Source organism: Janthinobacterium sp. Bl 1 (assembly GCF_058215535.1).
The window spans coordinates 3,846,272-3,866,306 of record NZ_CM177086.1; the positions used below are offsets into that span (position 1 = coordinate 3,846,272).

The window sequence follows — 20,035 nt, forward strand, 5'->3', positions numbered from 1 at the left end:
CTGCCGGCGCGACGCGACACTTTTTCCAACCTTCTCTGCTACAGTTTCTTCATGCCACCCTACTGAAAGCGGGGTCCGGCGCAATACCCTCCGAGCAGGTCGCGGGCCATATTGCCTGGCGTTACAGGGAATCGAGCCTGGCCAGCATCGTGGCCGCCTGCTGCCGGAAAGCCGCGATTGTCGCCTCGTCCATTTTCTCCAGCTGGCGATACGCCATGCCTATGCGGGGATTGCGTTCCAAGGTCTCCGCGTTGCGATGGAAAAAATCCCAGTACAGGGCATTGAAGGGACAGGCGCGCTCGCCGATGCGCGCCTTTTTATCGTAATGGCAGCCTTTGCAATAGTCGCTCATGCGGTCGATATACGCGGCGCTGGAGACATACGGCTTGGTGGCCAGCAGCCCGCCATCGGCGAACTGGCTCATGCCGACGGTGTTGGGTAGCTCCACCCACTCGAAGGCATCGATATAAATGCCCAGGTACCAGCCATGCACCTTGGCCGGATCGAGGCCGGCCAGCAGCGAGAAATTGCCGATCACCATCAGGCGCTGGATGTGATGTGCGTGCGCCTGCTCCAGCGACTGGGTAATCGCCTGCGACAGGCAATGCATCTTCGTCTTGCCATCCCAGAACCATGCGGGCAGCGGACGAGCATGGCCAAAGAAATTCTTTTCGACATACCCTGGCATCTGGGCCCAATAAACACCGCGCACATATTCGCGCCACCCCAGGATCTGGCGTATAAAGCCCTCGACCGCAGCCAAGGGGGCATGGCCGGCGTGATAAGCCGCTTGCGCCCTGGCGACGACTTCGCGCGGATTGAGCATTTTCACGTTCAGCGCGAACGACAGCAAGGAATGAAACAAGCGCCACGCCTTGACGCTCATCGCATCCTGGAAGTCGCCAAAATGCGGCAAGGCCCGTTCGATGAAGGCGTCGAGCTGCTGCAGCGCCTCATCCCGGTTCAGCGCCCACGCCAGCCGGTCCGCACGCGGCGCGCCGAAGCTTTTCACGCCGGCCGCGACGATGCTTTCCCATAGCCGAGAATGGTCATGCACGCTGCGCGGGTCTGGCGGCTCGGCGGGCGTGCCGCGCCAGGGCTTGCGGTTATCGTGATCGAAGTTCCACTGCCCGCCGACGGGTTTTTTCGCGTCCTCCATCAGCACTTGGTGCGTGCTGCGCATCTGACGGTAGAAGAACTCCATCAGCCATTGCTTGCGTCCGGCGAAAATATCGGCTGCCTCGTGGCGGGCCGTATAGAAATGGTCGCTGTCGACCATCCGCCATGGAATGCGCGAGCGGCGCCCGGCCTGGTACAACTGCTGGTCGAGGCGCCACTCGTCTGGCGCCTGGTATTCGAAGGCGCAAGCGTCATAGCGAAGAATCAGCGCTTCGACATTCTCCGGTATCGAGCGCGTGCTTGCCACCTCGTCGATGGCGATGTAATGCACGGTGTGACCACGCTGGCGCAGCTGGCGCGCCAGCTCGCGCATGGCAGCGAAGATCGCCAGGATTTTCTGCGCATGGTGCAGCACATAATCGGTTTCCTGCCGCACCTCCATCAAGACATAGATGGTGGCGTCATCGACTTCGGTGAACCAGCGGTGCCGCGCATTGAGCTGGTCACCGAGTATCAGGCGCAGCGAGGGCTTCGGTGAGGTCATGGTCATTCTTTGCAATGGTTGCATTCGCCATGGCGGTGGCGCTTATCCCTGCGGCGCTGGCACCGGCTGCGGTACGGGAGCTGGCGCGGGCGCAGGATCAGGCTCCTGCACCGCCTTGCCATGCGACTCCTGCCCGCCATCGCCTTCGGCCGGCATGGCCAGCGGCGCCGGCGGCGCGCCCTCTTGCAGCAAATCTCCGGGCTCTTCCACCGGTTCGTCCTGTGGTTCCTCAACCGGCTCCACGTGGCGCAGCGGCGGTGGTGGCTTGCCGCCGGGGAAGATGGCGTCGCGCGACAGCTTGCCCGTGTCGAGCGCCGTCTTGAAGAAGTCGCCCACCACCAGCACGGCGTTGTGGCCGCCCTGGCCCCAGTAGTTGCTGCGCATGGTCACGCGCGCGTCATTGAAGCCGACCCAGGCGCCACCCACCAGTTCCGGATGCATCAGAATGAACCAGCCGTCCGCATTGTTTTGCGTGGTGCCGCTCTTGCCGGCCACGTCGGAGCGGATGCCGAAGCGGCTGCGGATGGCCGTGCCCGTGCCGCGGTCGATCACGCCGCGCATCATGTCCGTCAGGGTGGCGGCCGATTCGGCCTGCATGGCGCGCTTGGGCTTGTCTTCGCCGAAACGGGCGATGACCTTGCCTTCGCGGTCCGTGATGTGCGTGACGACAAACGGCAGGCGCGCCTCGCCCTGGGCCGCGATGCTGGCGTAGGCGTTGACCATTTCCAGCAAGGTGACGGGACTGGTGCCCAGCGCCAAGGACGGTACTTTTTCCAGCTTGCTGTCGCGGATACCGAGAGCGCGCGCCAGCTTGATGATCGGCGGCAAGCCGACGTCCTGCATCACTTGCGCCGTGATCGTGTTTTTCGAGTAGACGAGGCCGTCGCGCATGGTCATGTCGCGCCCCGTCGTGCCACTCATGTCCGTCGGGCGCCATTTCGTGCCGTCGGCCGCCTTGATATCCATCACTTCATCGCGGTACACGTGTTCAGGGCTCAAGCCTTTTTCCAGCGCCGCGCCGTACACGATGGGTTTGAAGGTGGAGCCGGGCTGGCGCGCCGCCTGCGATACGTGGTCGAACTGTTCGCGCGCAAAGTCGCGGCTGCCCACCCAGGCGCGCACGGCGCCCGTGGCCGGGTCCATGGCCGTAAAGCCCGCTTCCAGGCGCGTCTTCGACTTGCGCAGGGCTGCCATGAACGCACGGTCGCCCTTCAGTCTCGCCAGCGCCGCTTCCGGCGTGCCGCCGGCGGCCGTCAGCTTGCGGTAATCGCCCGACTCGCGCACGAAAGCGTCGAGCAGGGCCGGATGCGACTTCCAGAAATAATCGAAGGCCACGCTGCCGCCCTGCATGCCCGCGTACATGCCCGTCGAGGTGGACGACGGCACGCCGGCGCGGCTCCATTCCACGTCGGCGATCGCCTGCAAGGCATTAGCCTGGCGCTCGACGGCACGCTCTGCCGCCTGCTGCAAGTCGTAATCGAGCGTGGTGTGTATCACGAGGGCATCGAGTTCCAGGTTGTAATCGTTTTCGTCAGCCCACTCGATCAGCCACTTGCGCACATAGGCCGTGAAATGGCTGTCCGATTGCGCCCGCTCGCTCTGGCGCTCGAAATGCAGGCGCAGCGGCCGTTTCACCAGCTGCTTGTAGCGCGCCTCGTCGATGACGTCGTGCTTGCGCATTTGCCCCAGCACCACGTTGCGGCGCTGCAGCGAGCGTTCTGGATTGCCGACGGGATTGTAGTAATTCGTGCCCTTGAGCATACCGACCAGGGTGGCGCTTTCCAGGATATCGAGGCGCGACGCGGGTTTGTCGAAATAGGTGCGGGCCGCCATCTCGATGCCGTAGGTGTTGTACAGGAAAGGCACCGTATTCAAATACGCTTCGAGGATTTCCGTCTTGCTGTAGGTGGCCTCGATCTTGAGGGCCGTGATCAGCTCCTTCAGCTTGCGGTTCAGGTTGCGCGAGCGGCCGATTTCTTCGGGGAACATATTGCGCGCGAGCTGCTGCGTGATGGTGGAACCGCCCTGGGGGTTGCCACTCGCCGTGTGCAGGATGGCGCCCGCCGTGCGCGTGAAATCGACGCCGTGGTGGTCGTAGAAACGGTGGTCTTCCGTCGAGATCAGTGCGCTGATCACGTTCGGCGAAATCTGTTTCAACGTGACCCGTTCCTGCAAGCCCTGGTCGAAGCGGGCCAGTTCCTTGCCGTCGGCGCTGACCATGGTGCTCGGTGCGGCCGCGCGCGCCTGGCGCAAGTCGTGGATGCTCGGCGTCAGGGGAATCAGCAGCAGCATGTAGAAGGTCAGCAGCGCCAGCACGGCCAGGAAAGACCAAAGCCCCAGCACCAGCGCGCGCCGCACCGGCGGCAAGGTCATCAAGTGCGCGTGACCACGCCGGTACAGGGCCACCGCCCTCGCCCACGCCGCACTTCCTACGCGCAATGCCTGCGCGCGCGCCCATATCCATGCCTGCCTTGCTTTTTCCTGAAACTGCTCCATGCCTGATGCCATGCCTGTAACCTTGTCTGATGCCGGAAAATCCGTTTCAGCAAGTATATAGGGCGGGCAACAAAGCGGGCCGGAATTTACGCCAGGCAAGCATCGAGGCGCGCCACAGTGACGCCGACATACGCGCCCACGCAGCGCGCATCATGCGTCGTAAACGGGTTTTCCAGCTGCAGCAGGCCGCAATCGCAGATGACGGGGTCGACCTGGGTCACGACGCCCAGCGCCAGGTAGCGCCAGCCGTCAAGCCGGCGCAGGCCCTGCTCCCGGCCAGGATTGGCGCGGAAGATGGCGTCCCAGTCGTCCAGCTCGCTGGGCATGGGCCACAGTTCGAGCTGGACTTGCGTGCCGGCGGCCATCTGCCCGCCACCGAACTCGTCCATCACGTGCAGGCGCTGGCCGCCCACTTCGATGACGGCTTCCAGGTACTCGCCTTCGGAAGCGATGAAAGTGGCGGCGACGATGCTGGCCGTCACTTTTGCGCCTGCTCCAGCAGCGCCGGCAATTCTTTCAGCATCGCTTCGCGCGTGCGCAGGCCTGCCGACTGCTCGCCCTTCTGCTCGTCCTGCACCAGGCGCGCGAAGACGATGCTGCGTTCGCCCTTGCTGGCCCAGCCCACGAACCAGCCATAGCCATGCGCTTCATCAAAGCTGCCGTCGGCCTTGCGCGGGAAAGCCGCGCCCGTCTTGCCGTGCACTTGCCAGCCGTCCACATCGGCCAGGCGGGTCAGGCGCCGCGTCTGTTCCATGGCCTGTTTCGACACGGGCAACTGATCGTTGACCAGCTTGCGCAGGAAACCCAGCTGCTCGAGCGGCGAAATCTTCAGCGAGGAGCTGATCCACGAGCGTTCCAGGCCATTGTCCTTGCCCTTGTCGCCCGACACGTCCGCATTGCCATAACGCAAAGCCTTCGCGTATTTCTGGAAGCGCTCGGCGCCCAGCGCCTGCGTGATCTGCTGCGAATACCAGACGACGGAATACTGCATCCAGCGCGACGGGTCCGTATCCTGGCGCCAGGCCTCGCCGCCCCAGTCCACATAGCCCTGGCGGTATGGCAGGCTGGGCTTGTGCTCGTCCTTGAGAAAGCCGGCGTCATAGCCCATCAGGCTGAGCGCGATCTTGAACGTGGATGCGGGCGTGACTCTGTCGAGGCAATTACCCTCCTGCAGCAGGACCGTGCCCGTTTTGGCGTCGGCCATGGCTGTGCAGATGGTGGCGGAATGGGCTTGCGTGGCGGCCAGTACGGCGCCTGTCAGGCCGAGGATGAACTGGAAGAATGCGCGATATTTCATGGGCCTCCGGGGTTGGGGGAGTAGGACAAAGCGAAATTGTACCGGGCAGCACGGCGCGATGCCAGCGCTGATAACATTGCCTTGACGCTAGCGGCCTGCCGCTGCGCCCGGCTGGCGCTCCCTCTTCAGCCGCTCCTCTTCCAGCTCGTCCATGCCCAGCTTTTCCTCGTCGATCAGCGCATGGTCGCGCCGCTCTCGCTCCACTTGCTCTTCCAGGCTGTCTTCGTCAGGCTCCTGCGCGATTTTCTCCGGCATGCTGTGTTCCTCCACGGTGGTTGACTGAGCACCTAACATAACCYTGCCCGCGTGCGCGATTGCGGCCTGCCGATGCTCACTGTGCATATGCCGTACGGTAACACGCGCCTGCGCATAATGTTGCGCCAGCGCCGCCTGCACGCGGCGGGCCGCGTCTTCCACATACATCAGATTAGCACCATTCAAGCGCGCGAACGCCTGCTCGTCCGCCCTTTTCACGGCCGTCTGGAGCGGCGTCGCCAGCGCCGCTTCCACCAGATCGATGAGGGGAAACAGGTCCAGTTCCGCCTGCTCCGTCAACGGCACGGTGACCGTCGCCGTGCTACGCTGGCTGTGCGGCGTGGCCAGGCTCGCGTGTTCCAGCAGCCATGTGCGCGCAGCCGCGCCGTCGATGCCGCCCGCGCCGAACTGCGCCGCAAACGCATCGGCGAGCAGTTGGCGCGCCAGCGCCGCCGAGCATGGACAGGTCGACGAATAGCCGATCTCCACCGTCAGGGATAGCGCAAAGCCCTGCGGAGAACAGCTGGCCTGCAGGCGCACGGGATACGATTTCCAGCCCGACAGTCCCGCCGTCAGCAGCGCCGGCTGGCGCCGCAGCACGGGAAACGCCAGTGCCAGGCGCGCCTGCGTGCTGCCGCAATCGGCGTGGCTGTCCACCATGCGCCGCAGCACGGCGGCCAGCGCGCCCGCATCGAGCGGCTGCGCGGCGGCAAACGCATCGAGCAGCAGATACAGGCGTGACATATGGATGCCCTTGACTGTCGGATTGGGCAAATCGACGTGCACGTCGGCCCAGGCATGCACTTGCTGCGCCTGCCCGCCCTCTTCCAGCCACAGCGGCAAGGCGATGCCCTGCATGCCGACCCACTCGAGTGGCAAGGGGCTGCCCAGGTGGGGGCCGGCCGCCACGTCGGGCAGGGGCGAGGAAATCGATTCGCGCTTCATGGTGGTGGCTCTATATGCAAACAAGTTGCATATCATGGAGAAAAGCCGCCATATTTGCAAGAATCTTGCATTAGAACGTGAGCATGATTTTTCTTGACTAGCTAACACATGTCAGATAATGTTGACACATGACAGATATCAACACACCACTGACGGGCGAGCGCTTGCTGCTCATGCTGGCGGCGCTCGACAACCCGCACCGGCTGCGCATCATCGCGGCGCTGGCCAGCGGCGGGCGCAATTACATCAGCCAGCTGGCGCGCGACCTGGGCATCAGCCGGCCCCTGCTGCATTTGCACCTGCAAAAGCTGGAACACGCGGGACTGGTCACCAGCCAGCTGGAGCTGTCGCATGACGGCAAGGCACTCAATTACTTCGAGGCCAGCCCTTTTGAATTGCGGCTGACGCCGGCCAGCATCGCCGCGGCGGCATCCTCGCTCACTCCCAACCCGGATCAATCCTGAACTGTAGAGGTCATCATGTCTGAAAATATCTTTTTTGCCGCCTTCTTCTTCCCCTGCACGGCCGCCGTCATCATCTTCGCCCTCAAATACACGTCCGGCATCGTGCAGGCGCGCGCCAGGCTGGCGCAGGACGGCGCCTACCAGGAGCTGGCCAAGTCGATGGCCGCCGCACAGGTGGAAACGGCAGCGTCGCTGGCCGCCTTGAGCGCATCCGTGGCGCAGATCCAGGCGCGCCTGGGCAGCCTGGAAACCATCCTCAAGGAAGTCGAATAAAGCCCTTCATCGCCCCCCCATGACCAGGAGACCGCACCATGAATACCGTATCGACCGCCCGTCTGTATGCGCTGCGCGCCATGTATCTGCTGGTCGTCCTGGGCCTCGGCAGCGTGCTGTGGCCCGGCATCGTCACGCCGCACGCGCCGTGGGAACTGATGCGCGGCACCGTGAACTGCATGCTGGCCGCGTTTTCATTGCTGTGTTTGCTGGGTTTGCGCTATCCGCTGCAGATGCTGCCCGTGTTGCTGTGGGAAGCGCTGTGGAAGACCCTGTGGCTGCTGCTCGTGCCGCTGCCGCAATGGCTGCACGGCGGGGTAGATCCCGCCACCATGCAATATGTGTTTGAAATATCGTTCGTCGTGCTCGTCTACCTGGCCATTCCGTGGCGCTACGTGCATGCCCAGTACGTACGCAAGCCAGGTACGCCATGGCGCCAGCTCAGGCAGCCTTGCGGAACGTCAAATTGATGCGCTGCGCGCCCAGCACCGGGTGTTCGCCTTCCTTCAGCGGCGCCACGCCGTGGAAGCGCAGGCGGTCGGCGCCGCCCCATACCACGACGTCGCCATGCAGCAGGCCGATGCGCGCCGCCTTGTCGGCCCGCTCGGCGCCGCCGAACAGGAAAATAGCGGGTAAGCCCAGCGACACGGAAACGATGGGCGCGTTGAAATCGCATTCGTCTCGGTCCTGGTGCAGGGCCATGCGCGCTCCGGGCGCATAGCGGTTGACCAGGCAGGCGTCGGGAACAAAGCCCGGATAGCCGGCCCCCAGCGCCGCCTCCTGCGCCAGGCGCAGGAATACGGGCGGCATGGGAGGCCAAGGCAAACCGCTGGCCGGATCGAGGCGCGCATAGCGGTAGCCGCGTCCATCCGTGACCCAGCCAAGAGGGCCGCAATTGCTCATGGCGACCGACATGCGCAAGCCGCCCGGCGTGGCCATGTGGCGCAGGGGGGCGGCCAGCACGATGGCGTCCAGCGCCGGCAGCACCTCATCCAGGTAAGGCAGCGCAAAACCGCGCAGCAGGATGGACGCGGACGAGCCCGGCACCAGCGGCGCGGGGCCGGCCGGGATTTGCTCTTCATCGGCGAACAGGGACAGGTTCATGTTGCCTATTTTAGCCGCGCCACACAAAAAGCGCGCGCGGCTGTGCCGTGGTGCGCTACAGTAGCGCTTCCAGCCACTACCGCCCTCTTTCACGATGGATCATTACGCCGATTTGCTGCAAACCCTGGCGCAACAGGAAGAATCCCTGCAATTCGAACGCTTTGACAACGATGCCGCGCTGGCCGTGGGCCTGTGGATCGTCGAAGAAGTGCGCAAGCGGGGCAAGGCCGTCACCGTCAACATCACGCGCAATGGCCAAGTGCTGTTCCACCACGCCATGACGGGCGCCACGACCGACCAGGCGGACTGGATACGCCGCAAGAACAACACGGTGCAGCGCTTTTGCCGCAGCTCCTACTACATGGGCATTTCGTATAAAAGCCGGGGCAGCACCTTTGAAGACGTGAAATACCTCGACGACATCGAGTACGCGGGCCACGGCGGAGCTTTTCCCCTGCTGATACGCGGCGTGGGACTAGTGGGCACGGTAACCGTGTCCGGCCTGGCGCAGGCCGACGACCACGCGCTCGTGGTGGCCGCGCTGCAGGCGCAGCTGGAACGCTAGGTTTCCAGCGCCCGGCGCAAGGCGGCGCGCGCCAGCAGCCTTGTGGAATCGAGGGTCGGCAGCGGCGAATTGGCGTCGCTGATGATCAGCGGGATTTCCGTGCAGCCGAGGATGACGGCGTCGCAACCCTGCTCGCGCAAGCCGCCGATGATGGCCTGGAAGCGCGCCACGCTGTCTTGCTTGACCACGCCCGGCACCAGTTCTTCCATGATGATGCGGTTGATCTCGCTGCGGTCGTCCTCGCCGGGGCGCACGCAAGCGATGCCGCGCGCGGCCAGCTTGTCCGGATACACGGCGCTGTCGACCAGCCAGCGCGTGCCCGTCAAACCCACTTTCTTGAAACCACGCGCGGCCGCTTCGGCGGCGACGACGTCGGCGATATGCAGCCACGGCAGCGGCGAACGGGGCGCCATCAGATCGAACGCCTGGTGGATGGTGTTGTCGGGGCAAATCAGGAACTCGGCGCCGGCCGCGTGCAGCTTTCGCGCCGACGCCAGCATCAGTTCGGCCACGCCGGCCAGGTCGCCCCCGTTCAGGCAATCCACGTAGCGCGCCAGCGGCGGCGTGTGCATCGATACTTCCGGGTGTTCATACGCGCCCAGCGCATGTGCGCCCTCTTCGCAGATCGTGCGGTAGCACAGGGCCGCGCCTTCGGCCGAACAGCCGACGATGCCGATATGTTTGCTCATGCTCTTCCTCCTGATTAAATGCGCTGGCCACCGTCAATGGGAATTTCCGCGCCCGTGATGTACGAGGCGCGCTCGCTGCACAGAAACTCCACCAAATCCGCCACTTCGGCCGTCGTGCCCAGCCGGCGCAACGGAATTTGCGTGTCGACGATGTGCGAGGTGCCCGGCGACAGGATGGCCGTGTCGATCTCGCCCGGCGCGATGGCGTTCACGCGCACGTTCAGCGGCGCCATGTCGTTGGCCATTTCGCGCGTCAGCGACGCCAGCGCCGCCTTCGAACTGGCGTAAGCGGAACCGGCAAACGGGTGCACGCGGTAGCCGGCGATCGAGCACAGGTTTACGACGGAGCCGTGCGCGTTCGACAATTCCTGCGCAAAGCCGCGCGTCAGGGCCAGCGGCGCAAAGAAATTCGTGTTGTACATTTCCTGCCACGTCTGCATGTCGGTGGTCAGCGAATTGACGCGCGAGCCGCCCGGCCCTTTCGGCGACACGCCCGCATTGTTTACCAGCGCGTGCAATTTGGACTCGCCCAGCATGGGGCGCAGGGTGTCGACCATCTGCCCGATCTGGCTCAGGTCCGACAAATCCATGCATACATGCGTGTTGTGCTCCTGGCTGCGCGGACAGCCGCCGGGAATCGGGCTGCGCGAGACGGTGATGACGCGCCAGCCCAGGCTGCGGAAGCGTTCCGCAACGGCGTGGCCGATGCCGCGGCTGGCGCCCGTGACGATGGCGGTTTTCTGTTCAATGTCGTGTTGATTCATGTTCGTCATGTTCTTCCTCGTCCTTTTCTTTCTGTGTTGCCCCGGCGTGCATGCGCTCCTGCCGCATCACATACGCGAGCATCTGCGTCCCGCCGTCGAGAATGTCCTGTTCAATCGCGCGCCGCGCGGCCGCGCCGTCACGCTGGCGCAGCGCGCTGATGATGGCGTGGTGGTGGCCCACCCGCATGTCGGGCGAGAAGCTCGCGTAGCCGGCGGCGATCAGCGGCGCCGTCTGCATCCACAAATGGTCGACGAAGCGTTTCAATGTCGGCATGCCGGCCGCCTGCGCCAGGCCCAGGTGAAACGCCTGGTTGCATTGCAGGGCCGCCGGCAAGTCGTGGCGCGCGATGGCCTCTTCGTTCGCCTGCAGCAGGCGCTCGAGGTCGGCCAGGGTGGCGTCGTCGATGCGTTGCGCCGCCTCGAACGCGCCCAAGCCTTCCAGTTCCAGGCGCAGCGCGCGGATTTCCAGGTAGCGCGCCACGCTCAGCACGGGCACGCGGAAGTCGCGCGGCGAGCGCAGCACCAGCGCCTCTTCCTGCACCAGTTGCAGCATGGCGTCGCGCACGGGCGTCACGCTCGTGCCCAGCTGTAGCGCCAGTTCGCGGATGCGCAGCCGGTCGTTGGGCTGGAAGCGCCCGGCCGCCAGCGCGTCGCGCAGCGTCGCATACACGGACTTGCCCAGATTGACGTGCACCAGGCTGTCCAGGGGATGATTCATAGTGGTTTTCAGAGTCAAACAATTATGATGCATCATACATCAATGGATAAAACAGTGTTTTTGCACGCGTGCGCCGCAGACAGGACGCAGCGCAAGCACGTACAATCAGCCGCCACCGTATCGAAAGGATTGCAATTGAACTGGGATTATCCGCACGCCCACACCCTGCCCGTCACGCCAGAACCTGGCGACATCGACGGCTTGCAGCACACGAACAACGCCGTATACGTGCGCTGGTGCGAGCATATCGCCTGGCACCACTCGGCCACCCTGGGGCTGGACCTCGACGATTACCGGCGCCTGGACCGGGCCATGGCGATACGCCGCGGCGAATACGATTACCTGCTGCCGACGCGGGCCGGCGAGGCGCTGACCCTGGCCACCTGGCTGTGCGCCAGCGATGGCCGCTCCAGCATGGAACGGCGCTTCCAGCTGGTGCGCGACAGCGACGGTGCCACCGTCGTGCGCGGACGCTGGGACTTGATCTGCATCGAATTGAGCAGCGGCCGCGCGCGCCGCCTGCCGCCCGAGTTTTTGGCCGTGTACGAACCGGCCATCGTCGCGGCCGGCGCGTGCGCGCAGACGACTAAGCCACCGTTTTGCGCGCCGTTCGGCGAAGATGCGGGGCTTTTCTTGCGCCCCCGCAGTGCAACATGCATTTCGCTCCTGCTTTGCCCGTCCATGCTTTAGAATCAGCGACCTCAGCCCCGTAAAAACAGGATAAAACATATGACGGCAGTCGGGAATACCGAACCACAAGAGCTCAAGCGCGGCCTGAAAAGCCGCCACATCCAGCTCATCGCCCTGGGCGGCGCCATCGGCACCGGCCTGTTTCTGGGCATCGCGCAAACCATCAAGATGGCCGGACCTTCCGTGCTGCTCGGCTATGGCATCGCCGGCGTCATCGCCTTCATGATCATGCGCCAGCTGGGCGAAATGGTGGTCGACGAACCCGTCGCCGGCTCCTTCAGCTATTTCGCCGACAAATACTGCGGCCACCTGCCCGGCTTTTTGTCGGGCTGGAATTACTGGGTGCTGTATGTGCTCGTCAGCATGGCCGAACTGACGGCCGTCGGCATCTACGTGCAGTACTGGTGGCCGGGCGTGCCGACCTGGGTCTCGGCCCTCATCTTCTTTTGCGCCATCAACGCCATCAGCCTGCTCAATGTGAAGGCCTTCGGCGAGATGGAATTCTGGTTCGCCATCATCAAGGTGGTCGCCATCATTGGCATGATCGTCTTCGGCGCGTATTTGCTGGCCTCCGGCGACGCGGGCCCGCAGGCGTCGGTGGCGAACTTGTGGCAGCACGGCGGCTTCTTCCCGAATGGCTGGCAGGGCCTGGTGATGGCCATGGCCGTCATCATGTTCTCGTTCGGCGGCCTGGAACTGGTGGGCATCACGGCAGCCGAGGCGGATGACCCGAGCACGACGATCCCGCGCGCCACCAACCAGGCCATCTACCGCATCCTGATTTTCTATATCGGCGCGCTGGGCATTTTGCTGTCGCTGTACCCATGGCAAAACGTCGTCACCGGCGGCAGCCCGTTTGTCCTGATCTTCCATGCGCTCGACAGCAACCTGGTGGCCACGGCCCTGAACATCGTGGTGCTGACGGCCGCCCTGTCCGTGTATAACAGCGGCGTGTACTGCAACACGCGCATGCTGTTCGGCCTGGCCAAGCAAGGCAATGCGCCGCGCGCGCTGCTGCACCTGAACCGCCGCGGCGTACCGCTGGTGGCACTGGGCGTGTCGGCGCTGGCCACGGGCGCCTGCGTGGTGGTCAATTACTTCATGCCGGGCGAAGCGTTCGAAGTGCTGATGGGCCTCGTGGTGTCGGCGCTGATCATCAACTGGGCCATGATCAGCTGGATCCATTTGCGTTTCCGCGCGCAGAAGAAGGCCGAGGGCAAGACGACCCTGTTCCAGAGCCTGGGCTACCCGTTCACCAACTACCTGTGCCTGGTCTTCCTGGCCGGCATCCTCGTAATCATGTATTTGACGCCGGGCCTGCGCATCTCCGTCTACCTGATCCCCGTGTGGCTCGCCGCGCTGGGCATCGGCTACTGGATCAAGCAAAACAAGGCCAAGGCATAGGCTTGCGCAGTATTTTGCAATCGGCAACAAAAAGCCCGTCTTCGCAGACGGGCTTTTTGCATTCAGCGCGCTATTGCTAAGCGGCGGCGGCCCCGCCCTCGTCCGACTGCACATCGGCTCGCCACATGCTGATGGTCTGGCCCGCATACGATTGCAGCAGGACGTCGTCGCTCAAGGTCAGCATCGCCTGCTGGCGCTGCTCCGCCTTTTTCTCGGGAGTCATGCCCAGCTCGCCCGTCTTGTACGGACCCAGCACAGGCAGCAGGTCGCGCAGCACGGAATAGTTACCTGGCGTGGTCTTGTCCGATTCCAGCTTGCCCAGGAAATACTTCATGACATGCTCGGACTGGTTGCCCTCTTGCCGCAAGCTCGCCTTGACCATCTTGCCATCCTTGTAGCCCACCTGCGCGTCACTGCTGGCCGTATCTTCGATCTGGTGGTAGGTATAGTTCTGCGATTCCGTATTGTCCAGCAAGCGCAGCGGCACGCCGGGAACGAGCGTCTCATGGAAACTGGCGCTCAGCTTCGATTGCTGCTGCTGCCTGACCGAACGCTCATCCTGGCTGGCGCCGGCCTGCTGCGTCTTTTGCGACACGTCATAATTGAAGCCATCCTTTTCCGAACTGCGCATGGGATTGCTGAATTTCACGGTCTGCGACACGGAGGCGCTGAAATCGGCCAGCCCCGTCAGGATGGATTTGTCTTCGGCCGCCAGGCGCCACTTGCCCGTCTCGGGTGTGTCCGTGGCCACCTGCGGCGCGGCGGTATTGCTGTGCAAGGCTGTAAAGCTATCCTTGAGCATGGCCACCAGGCCCGCGTCGCCATGGCCGCGCGACGCCGCCTGGTCGAACTGCTTCATGTAGCTGCCCAGCGCCTTCGCCTGCTTTTCCTTGCTGCCCAGGGTATTGAGCTGACTGGCATCGACCTTCAGCTCCAGGCTGCCGGCCTCACCGCTGAAGCTGACCTTGCGCTGCGCGCCATCGGCCTGGAAGTCCAGGGTTTGAATACTTTCCGGCTCGCCGCGCACCTTGACTTCCGCATGCAGTTTCACCGAAGCCAGCTGCTGCTGGTCAAATTGCATCAAGCCTTCCAGCTTGATTTTCGGCGTACTTTGCCCCATGCCGTCGATGGCTTCCTGGAAGCCCTTCGCCAAGTCGCCCAGCGCGCTCGCTTCAGCGTCGCTGAGGTCGCCACTGGTCGTCATGCTCACGGCCAGCCCGTCACCCTGGCTGTCGAGCGACAGCTTGACTTCCACGCCGCTGCTGGTGGTGATGCTGAGGGACACCCTGTCTTCGCCATTGCCATGCAGGCTGCCCGGCGCGATGCCGGACGCTCCATAGATATTCGGCGTGGTGCTTGGCGGCGGCTGCCGCATCGCCTGCGAGAAATTGTAGTTTCCCAGCTTGGCCTGTCCCAGCATTGCCGCGCCCAGGCCGCTGAAGCGGCCGCCAAACGCATACGACGAAAAACTCTTCGTCATCGCTTCGCTGACCTTGTCGCGCGTCGCGCTTTCCCACACCATCGGCGGCTTCACGAGCGCGGCCGGTTTGCTGTCGTTCACGCTCTCCGGACTGAGGGCAACGATGGAAGACGGCGTGGATGGGGACGACGGCGATGCCGCCTGCGTGCGGTTCGGCGTGGCGGAGGAAGCCCCTGACGGGGCGCTATTCCAGTTTGACAGTGGAGAAATGGAGGTCATGGCGCTGTAACCTTGCAAGTGGCGAGTAGGGGCATCATAAAAGTTCGATATGGTTAGTTTTTTTGCAATCACCTGGCGCCAGGCAAGCCTTGTGTCACGTTATCTGACGTGGTGGCAAGTACTGCGTGGCAATACTGCTATAACGGCAAGAAACGGCAAAGCATGAGTGTCGGGGAAATGAAACATTTTCATACGGATGACCCAGCCGCCCCGCAACAAGTTGATTCACCGCCGGGAATGTCTCAAAATGTATCGTATGGAACACAAGATTCTGCGCGCGCCGGTCGCCAGTTTCACCGATTTGCTGCTCGACGCCGTGTGCATGGTGGACGTGGACGGGCGCTTCGTCTTCGTCAGCGCGGCCTGCGAACGCATCTTCGGCTACACGCAGCAGGAAATGGTCGGCAAGCAGATGCTCGACCTGGTCGCTCCCGCCGACCGCGCCCGTACCCTGGCCGCCGCGCGTGCCATCATGGATGGCCATGCGCAGACGCATTTTGAAAACCGCTACCTGCGCAAGGATGGCAGCCTGGCGCACATCATGTGGACGGCCCGCTGGTCCGCCGCCGACCAGCTGCGCGTGGCGGTGGCGCGCGACATTACCCTGCTGAAACAGGCGCAGGCAAAACAAGCCGCGTTGTACGCCATTTCCGAAGCCATGCAGGCAACGCAAGACTTGCCCGCCTTGCTGCACCGCATCCAGCACATCATCGGCGAACACTTGTCCACGCGCAGCCTGACCTTGCTGCTGCATGACGAACACGGCGCCCAGCCTTTGATGACCTGCCATGCCGACGACAGCGCACCGCAGCCGACGTCGTCGCTGGCCAGCCTGCTGTGCGATGAAGTGCTGCGCAGCGGCCGCCCCCTGCTTCTGCAGGCGGGACAACTGGCCGGCCTGCCGGCGGCGCTGCAAACGGCGGCCGGCGCCCAGTCCTCGTGCTGGCTTGCCGTACCGCTGTATTCGTCCATGGGCAGCATCGGCGCGCTGGCCTTGCAAGGCGGGCAGGACGCCGTCATCGGCACCGAGCAAGACCAGGATTTGCTGCAGTTTGTCGCCAAGCAGCTTGCCACCGCCATCGAGCGCCGGCAATTGCAGACGCAAATGCAGTTCATGGCCATGCACGATGAACTGACCCGCCTGCCGAACCGCCGCCTGTTCCACGACCGCCTGCACACGGCATTCGCGCGCGCGCACCGCCAGGAAGGCCGGCTGTCGCTGCTGTTCCTGGACTTGAACAACTTCAAGCGCGTCAACGACGACCACGGCCATGCCTGTGGCGACCTGCTGCTGCAAACGGTGGCGAACCGCCTGCGCGATTGCATGCGCGAAACCGACACCCTGGCCAGGATGGGCGGCGATGAATTCGTCGTGCTTCTGGAAAGCAATGTCACGCCGGCCGACGTCAAGCTGATCGAACAAAAGATCCACGCAGCCCTGGCCGCGCCGCTGCACCTGGGCAACGGACAGCAATTGCAGATCGCCGTCAGCATCGGCGTGGCCCACTATCCGGAAGACGGCGATACCATGCAGTTGCTGCTGCGCCATGCGGACCGGGCCATGTACGCGTCGAAGGTGCTGGCCGCCGCCTCGCGCTAGCCGATGCCGCTCCTGGCGACAGTGCCCCCATGCTATACTTTCCCGCGATGCTGAGACTCTTCAAAACATGGCTGATCCTGCTGTTGATCACGGCGGTGCCGCTGCAAGCGGCCGCTGCGGGCGCCACGCGGCTGTGCGCGCCGCTCGCTGCCTCGCCTGCCGCCGCCATGACAGCCGCCTGCCAGCATCACGATGCGCAATCATCCACCGTCCCGGACAGCGCCAGCACGCCAGAAGACAGCAAGTCCCCTGCCAAGCACCCCGCGTGCGGCGCCTGTTCCAGCTTTTGCCTGGGCGCGCTGATGCCGCCCTGTTTCCCCCTGCCTACCGCCGTGCTCAACGGCGCGGAACACGCCGCCGTAGCCAATGCCACCCTGCTGACAGGATTCATTCCCGACGGCTTGCGCCGGCCGCCGCGACCGCTTTCCGCTTAAATAAAAGCAGGCCACCCAGGTGGCCACGATAGACCTACTTCGTCTGAAAGCAACACATGATCAAACATTTATTAGTGCGCGGCGCTTTCGCCGCCATGCTGGGCCTGCCCACGTTCGCCATGGCGGCCCTGCCCGTCATTGAAGTCTACAAGAGCGCCTCGTGCGGCTGCTGTTCCGAATGGATCAAGCACCTGGAAACGAACGGCTTTACGGTGCGCGCGAAAAATGTCGAGATGCCGGCGCAATACCGCAAGCTGGCCGGCATTCCCGACGCGCTCGGCTCCTGCCATACGGGCCTCGTCAACGGCTACGCCATCGAAGGCCATGTGCCGGCCAGCGAGATCAAGCAGCTGCTGCGCGAGAAACCCAAGGCGAAAGGCCTGGCCGTGCCGGCAATGCCGATGGGTTCGCCTGGCATGGAAGGACCGCGCAAGGATGCGTATGACGTCTTGCTGGTCAAGGGCAATGGCAGCACCGAGGTCTACAAGCACTACAAATAGACACTGAGGAGAAATGAAAAACGCCGCCGGAATCGCTTCCGGCGGCGTTTTTTATGTCAGGCAGCAAAGAACCTGCTGCCTGTCAGGACTGCATCAGATGCTGTCCAATACCGCATTCAGGCTGGCGCTAGGACGCATGACCGCTTCCGTCTTCGCCGGATCTGGCAGGTAGTAGCCGCCGATATCCGTTTCCTTGCCTTGTACTGCTTTCAGCTCGGCAACGATCTTTTCTTCGTTGTCGGCCAGGGCTTTGGCCACTGGCGCAAAATGCGCTGCCAGTTCCGCATCGTCCTTCTGCGCTGCCAGAGCTTGCGCCCAGTACATGGCCAGGTAGAAATGGCTGCCGCGGTTGTCCAGTTCGCCGGTACGTGGCGATGGCGACTTGTTGTTGTCCAGCAGCTTGCCCGTGGCTTCATCGAGGGTTTTCGCGAGGATTTTGGCCTTCGCATTACCCGTCTTGATGCCCATGTCTTCCAGCGACACGGCCAGGGCCAGGAACTCGCCCAGCGAATCCCAGCGCAGATGGTTTTCTTCCACCAGCTGCTTGACGTGCTTAGGAGCCGAACCGCCGGCGCCCGTTTCGTACATGCCGCCACCGGCCATCAAAGGCACGATCGACAGCATCTTGGCGGACGTGCCCAGTTCCAGGATCGGGAACAGATCGGTCAGGTAATCGCGCAGGATGTTGCCGGTCACCGAGATGGTGTCCAGGCCGCGGAAGGCGCGTTCCAGGGTGTAGCGCATGGCGCGCGTTTGCGACATGATCTGGATGTCCAGGCCCTTGGTGTCGTGATCCTTCAGGTAAACCTGTACCTTCTTGATGACTTCGTTTTCGTGCGGACGGTAGGAATCGAGCCAGAACACGGCAGGCATGCCCGAGTTGCGCGCGCGCGTGACGGCCAGCTTGACCCAGTCGCGGATCGGCGCGTCCTTGACCTGGCACATGCGCCAGATATCGCCCTCTTCCACCGTTTGCGTCAGCAGCACTTCGCCCGTTTCCAGGTCGGTGATGTTGGCGATGCCGCCTTCAGGCACTTCAAACGTCTTGTCGTGCGAACCGTATTCTTCCGCTTGCTGCGCCATCAGGCCCACGTTCGGCACGGTGCCCATGGTCTTCGGATCGAAGTTGCCATGCCATTTGCAGAAGCCAATCATTTCCTGGTAGATCCGTGCGAAAGTCGATTCCGGCATGACTGCCTTGACGTCTTTCGGACGGCCATCGGCGCCCCACATCTTGCCGCCGATACGGATCATGGCTGGCATCGACGCGTCGACGATGATGTCGTTCGGCGAATGGAAGTTGGTGATGCCCTTGGCCGAATCGACCATGGCCAGTTCCGGACGGTGGGCGTGGCAGGCGTGCAGGTCCTTGAGGATTTCATCCTTTTGCGACGCTGGCAGAGTGTCGATCTTGTCGTACAGGTTGCTCATGCCATTGTTGACATTCACGCCCAGCTTGTCGAACAGCTCGGCGTGCTTGGCGAACGCGTCCTTGTAGAAAATGCGCACGCAGTGGCCGAAGACGATCGGGTGCGACACCTTCATCATGGTGGCCTTGACGTGCAGCGAGAACATCACGCCCGTCTTGAAGGCGTCGTCGATTTCCTTCTCGTAGAACTCCAGCAGCGCTTTCTTGCTCATGAACATGCTATCGATGATTTCGCCCGCTTGCAGGGAAACCTTCGGTTTCAGTACGATGGTCTTGCCCGAGGCCGTGACCAGTTCCATCTTGACGTCGCGGGCCTTTTCCAGGGTCAGCGATTTTTCGCCATGGTAGAAGTCGCCATGGTGCATGTGCGACACGTGCGTTTGCGACGATTGGCTCCACTCGCCCATCGAGTGCGGGTGCTTGCGCGCATACTCTTTGACGGCCTTCGGTGCGCGGCGGTCGGAATTGCCTTCACGCAGGACCGGGTTGACGGAGCTGCCGATGCATTTGCCGTAACGGGCCTTCAAGGCTTTTTCTTCTTCCGTCTTCGCATCTTCCGGGTAGTCCGGCAGCTTGTAGCCGCGGCCTTGCAATTCGCGCACGCAAGCGATCAGCTGGCCTTGGGAAGCGCTGATGTTTGGCAACTTGATGATGTTGGTGTCCGGATTCTGGGTCAATTTGCCCAGTTCAGCGAGGGTATTCGGGACTTTTTGCGCGTCCGTCAGGAATTCGGGGAATTCGGCCAGTACACGTGCCGCCACCGAAATATCGCTGGACACCACGTCCACGCCAGCCGGCGCGGTGAATTTTTTGATGATTGGCAGCAGGGAATACGTCGCGAGCAGCGGCGCCTCGTCAGTCAGCGTGTAGATGATTTTGGATTTTTGTGTTGCCATGTTCATTCCCTTGTATGCGGTGATGCCTGGTGGTTAACTTTCTTCATTCCAAACACAGGACGGTTAGCCTTGCTTTGGACGGCTAGTGTGCCGGCGGTGACGCCGTGCTTGCCCACCACGTATTTTAGACTGTCCTGCCGCTGTTTGTGT

General features: G+C 63.2%; 19 protein-coding genes and 1 pseudogene. 9 read left to right on the forward strand and 11 right to left on the reverse strand.

Features of this window, described 5'->3' with window-relative positions; all coding sequences use genetic code 11:
* Nucleotides 1-121 precede the first annotated feature (121 nt).
* The 5 genes and pseudogenes from AC4BCN_RS17190 to folE2 all read right to left on the reverse strand — a co-directional run.
* Complete coding sequence (locus AC4BCN_RS17190; protein WP_490491352.1) at nucleotides 122-1,663, reverse strand: cryptochrome/photolyase family protein; 1,542 nt, start codon at nucleotides 1,661-1,663, stop codon at nucleotides 122-124.
* A gap of 42 nt (nucleotides 1,664-1,705) precedes the next feature.
* Nucleotides 1,706-4,171: a penicillin-binding protein 1A gene (locus AC4BCN_RS17195; RefSeq protein WP_490491353.1), complete on the reverse strand. Its 2,466-nt coding sequence runs from the start codon at nucleotides 4,169-4,171 to the stop codon at nucleotides 1,706-1,708.
* Between the two features lie 74 nt (nucleotides 4,172-4,245).
* Nucleotides 4,246-4,641, reverse strand: coding sequence for a hypothetical protein (locus AC4BCN_RS17200; protein ID WP_139089336.1), 396 nt, complete (start codon nucleotides 4,639-4,641; stop codon nucleotides 4,246-4,248).
* On the reverse strand, nucleotides 4,638-5,456 hold the full coding sequence (blaOXA, locus tag AC4BCN_RS17205; protein WP_490491354.1) for a class D beta-lactamase: 819 nt from the start codon (nucleotides 5,454-5,456) through the stop codon (nucleotides 4,638-4,640). Before blaOXA ends, AC4BCN_RS17200 begins: the two co-directional genes overlap by 4 nt.
* A gap of 288 nt (nucleotides 5,457-5,744) precedes the next feature.
* Nucleotides 5,745-6,656: pseudogene (gene folE2 / locus AC4BCN_RS17210) on the reverse strand (GTP cyclohydrolase FolE2); the annotation flags it as partial.
* A gap of 128 nt (nucleotides 6,657-6,784) precedes the next feature.
* Here folE2 and AC4BCN_RS17215 point away from each other — a divergent pair.
* The 3 genes from AC4BCN_RS17215 to AC4BCN_RS17225 are packed head-to-tail and all read left to right on the forward strand — an operon-like array spanning nucleotide 6,785 to nucleotide 7,863.
* Nucleotides 6,785-7,120, forward strand: a complete 336-nt coding sequence (locus AC4BCN_RS17215) for an ArsR/SmtB family transcription factor (RefSeq protein WP_034755664.1) — start codon at nucleotides 6,785-6,787, stop codon at nucleotides 7,118-7,120.
* A gap of 15 nt (nucleotides 7,121-7,135) precedes the next feature.
* Nucleotides 7,136-7,393, forward strand: coding sequence for a hypothetical protein (locus AC4BCN_RS17220; RefSeq protein ID WP_046682902.1), 258 nt, complete (start codon nucleotides 7,136-7,138; stop codon nucleotides 7,391-7,393).
* Between the two features lie 38 nt (nucleotides 7,394-7,431).
* Nucleotides 7,432-7,863, forward strand: coding sequence for a hypothetical protein (locus AC4BCN_RS17225; RefSeq protein ID WP_128143036.1), 432 nt, complete (start codon nucleotides 7,432-7,434; stop codon nucleotides 7,861-7,863).
* On the opposite strand, the gene alkB is transcribed toward AC4BCN_RS17225, so the two are convergent.
* Complete coding sequence (gene alkB / locus AC4BCN_RS17230; RefSeq protein WP_490491355.1) at nucleotides 7,835-8,497, reverse strand: DNA oxidative demethylase AlkB; 663 nt, start codon at nucleotides 8,495-8,497, stop codon at nucleotides 7,835-7,837. The two genes, AC4BCN_RS17225 and alkB, sit on opposite strands and share 29 nt — an antisense overlap.
* A 94-nt stretch (nucleotides 8,498-8,591) precedes the next feature.
* Here alkB and AC4BCN_RS17235 point away from each other — a divergent pair, with 94 nt between their 5' ends.
* Complete coding sequence (locus AC4BCN_RS17235) at nucleotides 8,592-9,062, forward strand: heme-degrading domain-containing protein (RefSeq protein ID WP_490491356.1); 471 nt, start codon at nucleotides 8,592-8,594, stop codon at nucleotides 9,060-9,062.
* Here AC4BCN_RS17235 and AC4BCN_RS17240 read toward each other — a convergent pair.
* The 3 genes from AC4BCN_RS17240 to AC4BCN_RS17250 are packed head-to-tail and all read right to left on the reverse strand — an operon-like array spanning nucleotide 9,059 to nucleotide 11,233.
* Nucleotides 9,059-9,751 (reverse strand): aspartate/glutamate racemase family protein, encoded by a 693-nt coding sequence (locus AC4BCN_RS17240; RefSeq protein WP_490491357.1) that lies wholly within the window; start codon nucleotides 9,749-9,751, stop codon nucleotides 9,059-9,061. The two genes, AC4BCN_RS17235 and AC4BCN_RS17240, sit on opposite strands and share 4 nt — an antisense overlap.
* 14 nt (nucleotides 9,752-9,765) lie before the next feature.
* Nucleotides 9,766-10,524 carry an SDR family NAD(P)-dependent oxidoreductase gene (locus AC4BCN_RS17245; protein ID WP_490491358.1) on the reverse strand — a complete coding sequence of 253 codons (759 nt, stop codon included), beginning with the start codon at nucleotides 10,522-10,524 and terminating at the stop codon, nucleotides 9,766-9,768.
* Nucleotides 10,496-11,233, reverse strand: coding sequence for a GntR family transcriptional regulator (locus AC4BCN_RS17250; RefSeq protein WP_490491359.1), 738 nt, complete (start codon nucleotides 11,231-11,233; stop codon nucleotides 10,496-10,498). Before AC4BCN_RS17250 ends, AC4BCN_RS17245 begins: the two co-directional genes overlap by 29 nt.
* Before the next feature lie 135 nt (nucleotides 11,234-11,368).
* Between AC4BCN_RS17250 and AC4BCN_RS17255 the strand changes: the two genes are divergently transcribed.
* Nucleotides 11,369-11,923: an acyl-CoA thioesterase gene (locus AC4BCN_RS17255; RefSeq protein ID WP_490491360.1), complete on the forward strand. Its 555-nt coding sequence runs from the start codon at nucleotides 11,369-11,371 to the stop codon at nucleotides 11,921-11,923.
* Nucleotides 11,924-11,962: 39 nt separating this feature from the next.
* Nucleotides 11,963-13,327 carry an amino acid permease gene (locus AC4BCN_RS17260; protein WP_490491361.1) on the forward strand — a complete coding sequence of 455 codons (1,365 nt, stop codon included), beginning with the start codon at nucleotides 11,963-11,965 and terminating at the stop codon, nucleotides 13,325-13,327.
* Nucleotides 13,328-13,403: 76 nt separating this feature from the next.
* Here AC4BCN_RS17260 and AC4BCN_RS17265 read toward each other — a convergent pair whose 3' ends face one another.
* Nucleotides 13,404-15,026, reverse strand: coding sequence for a hypothetical protein (locus AC4BCN_RS17265; RefSeq protein ID WP_490491362.1), 1,623 nt, complete (start codon nucleotides 15,024-15,026; stop codon nucleotides 13,404-13,406).
* 256 nt (nucleotides 15,027-15,282) lie between these two features.
* Between AC4BCN_RS17265 and AC4BCN_RS17270 the strand changes: the two genes are divergently transcribed.
* Genes AC4BCN_RS17270 through AC4BCN_RS17280 form a run of 3 tightly spaced genes read left to right on the forward strand, consistent with a single transcriptional unit; the run spans nucleotide 15,283 to nucleotide 17,560 of the window.
* The gene (locus AC4BCN_RS17270) at nucleotides 15,283-16,626 is read left to right on the forward strand and encodes a sensor domain-containing protein (RefSeq protein ID WP_490491363.1); all 1,344 of its coding nucleotides are present in this window, start codon (nucleotides 15,283-15,285) and stop codon (nucleotides 16,624-16,626) included.
* 47 nt (nucleotides 16,627-16,673) lie between these two features.
* Nucleotides 16,674-17,060, forward strand: coding sequence for a hypothetical protein (locus tag AC4BCN_RS17275; protein WP_490491364.1), 387 nt, complete (start codon nucleotides 16,674-16,676; stop codon nucleotides 17,058-17,060).
* 56 nt (nucleotides 17,061-17,116) lie between these two features.
* On the forward strand, nucleotides 17,117-17,560 hold the full coding sequence (locus AC4BCN_RS17280; protein ID WP_490491365.1) for a DUF411 domain-containing protein: 444 nt from the start codon (nucleotides 17,117-17,119) through the stop codon (nucleotides 17,558-17,560).
* A gap of 93 nt (nucleotides 17,561-17,653) precedes the next feature.
* On the opposite strand, the gene AC4BCN_RS17285 is transcribed toward AC4BCN_RS17280, so the two are convergent.
* Nucleotides 17,654-19,885: an NADP-dependent isocitrate dehydrogenase gene (locus AC4BCN_RS17285; protein WP_034756379.1), complete on the reverse strand. Its 2,232-nt coding sequence runs from the start codon at nucleotides 19,883-19,885 to the stop codon at nucleotides 17,654-17,656.
* Between the last annotated feature and the right edge of the window lie 150 nt (nucleotides 19,886-20,035).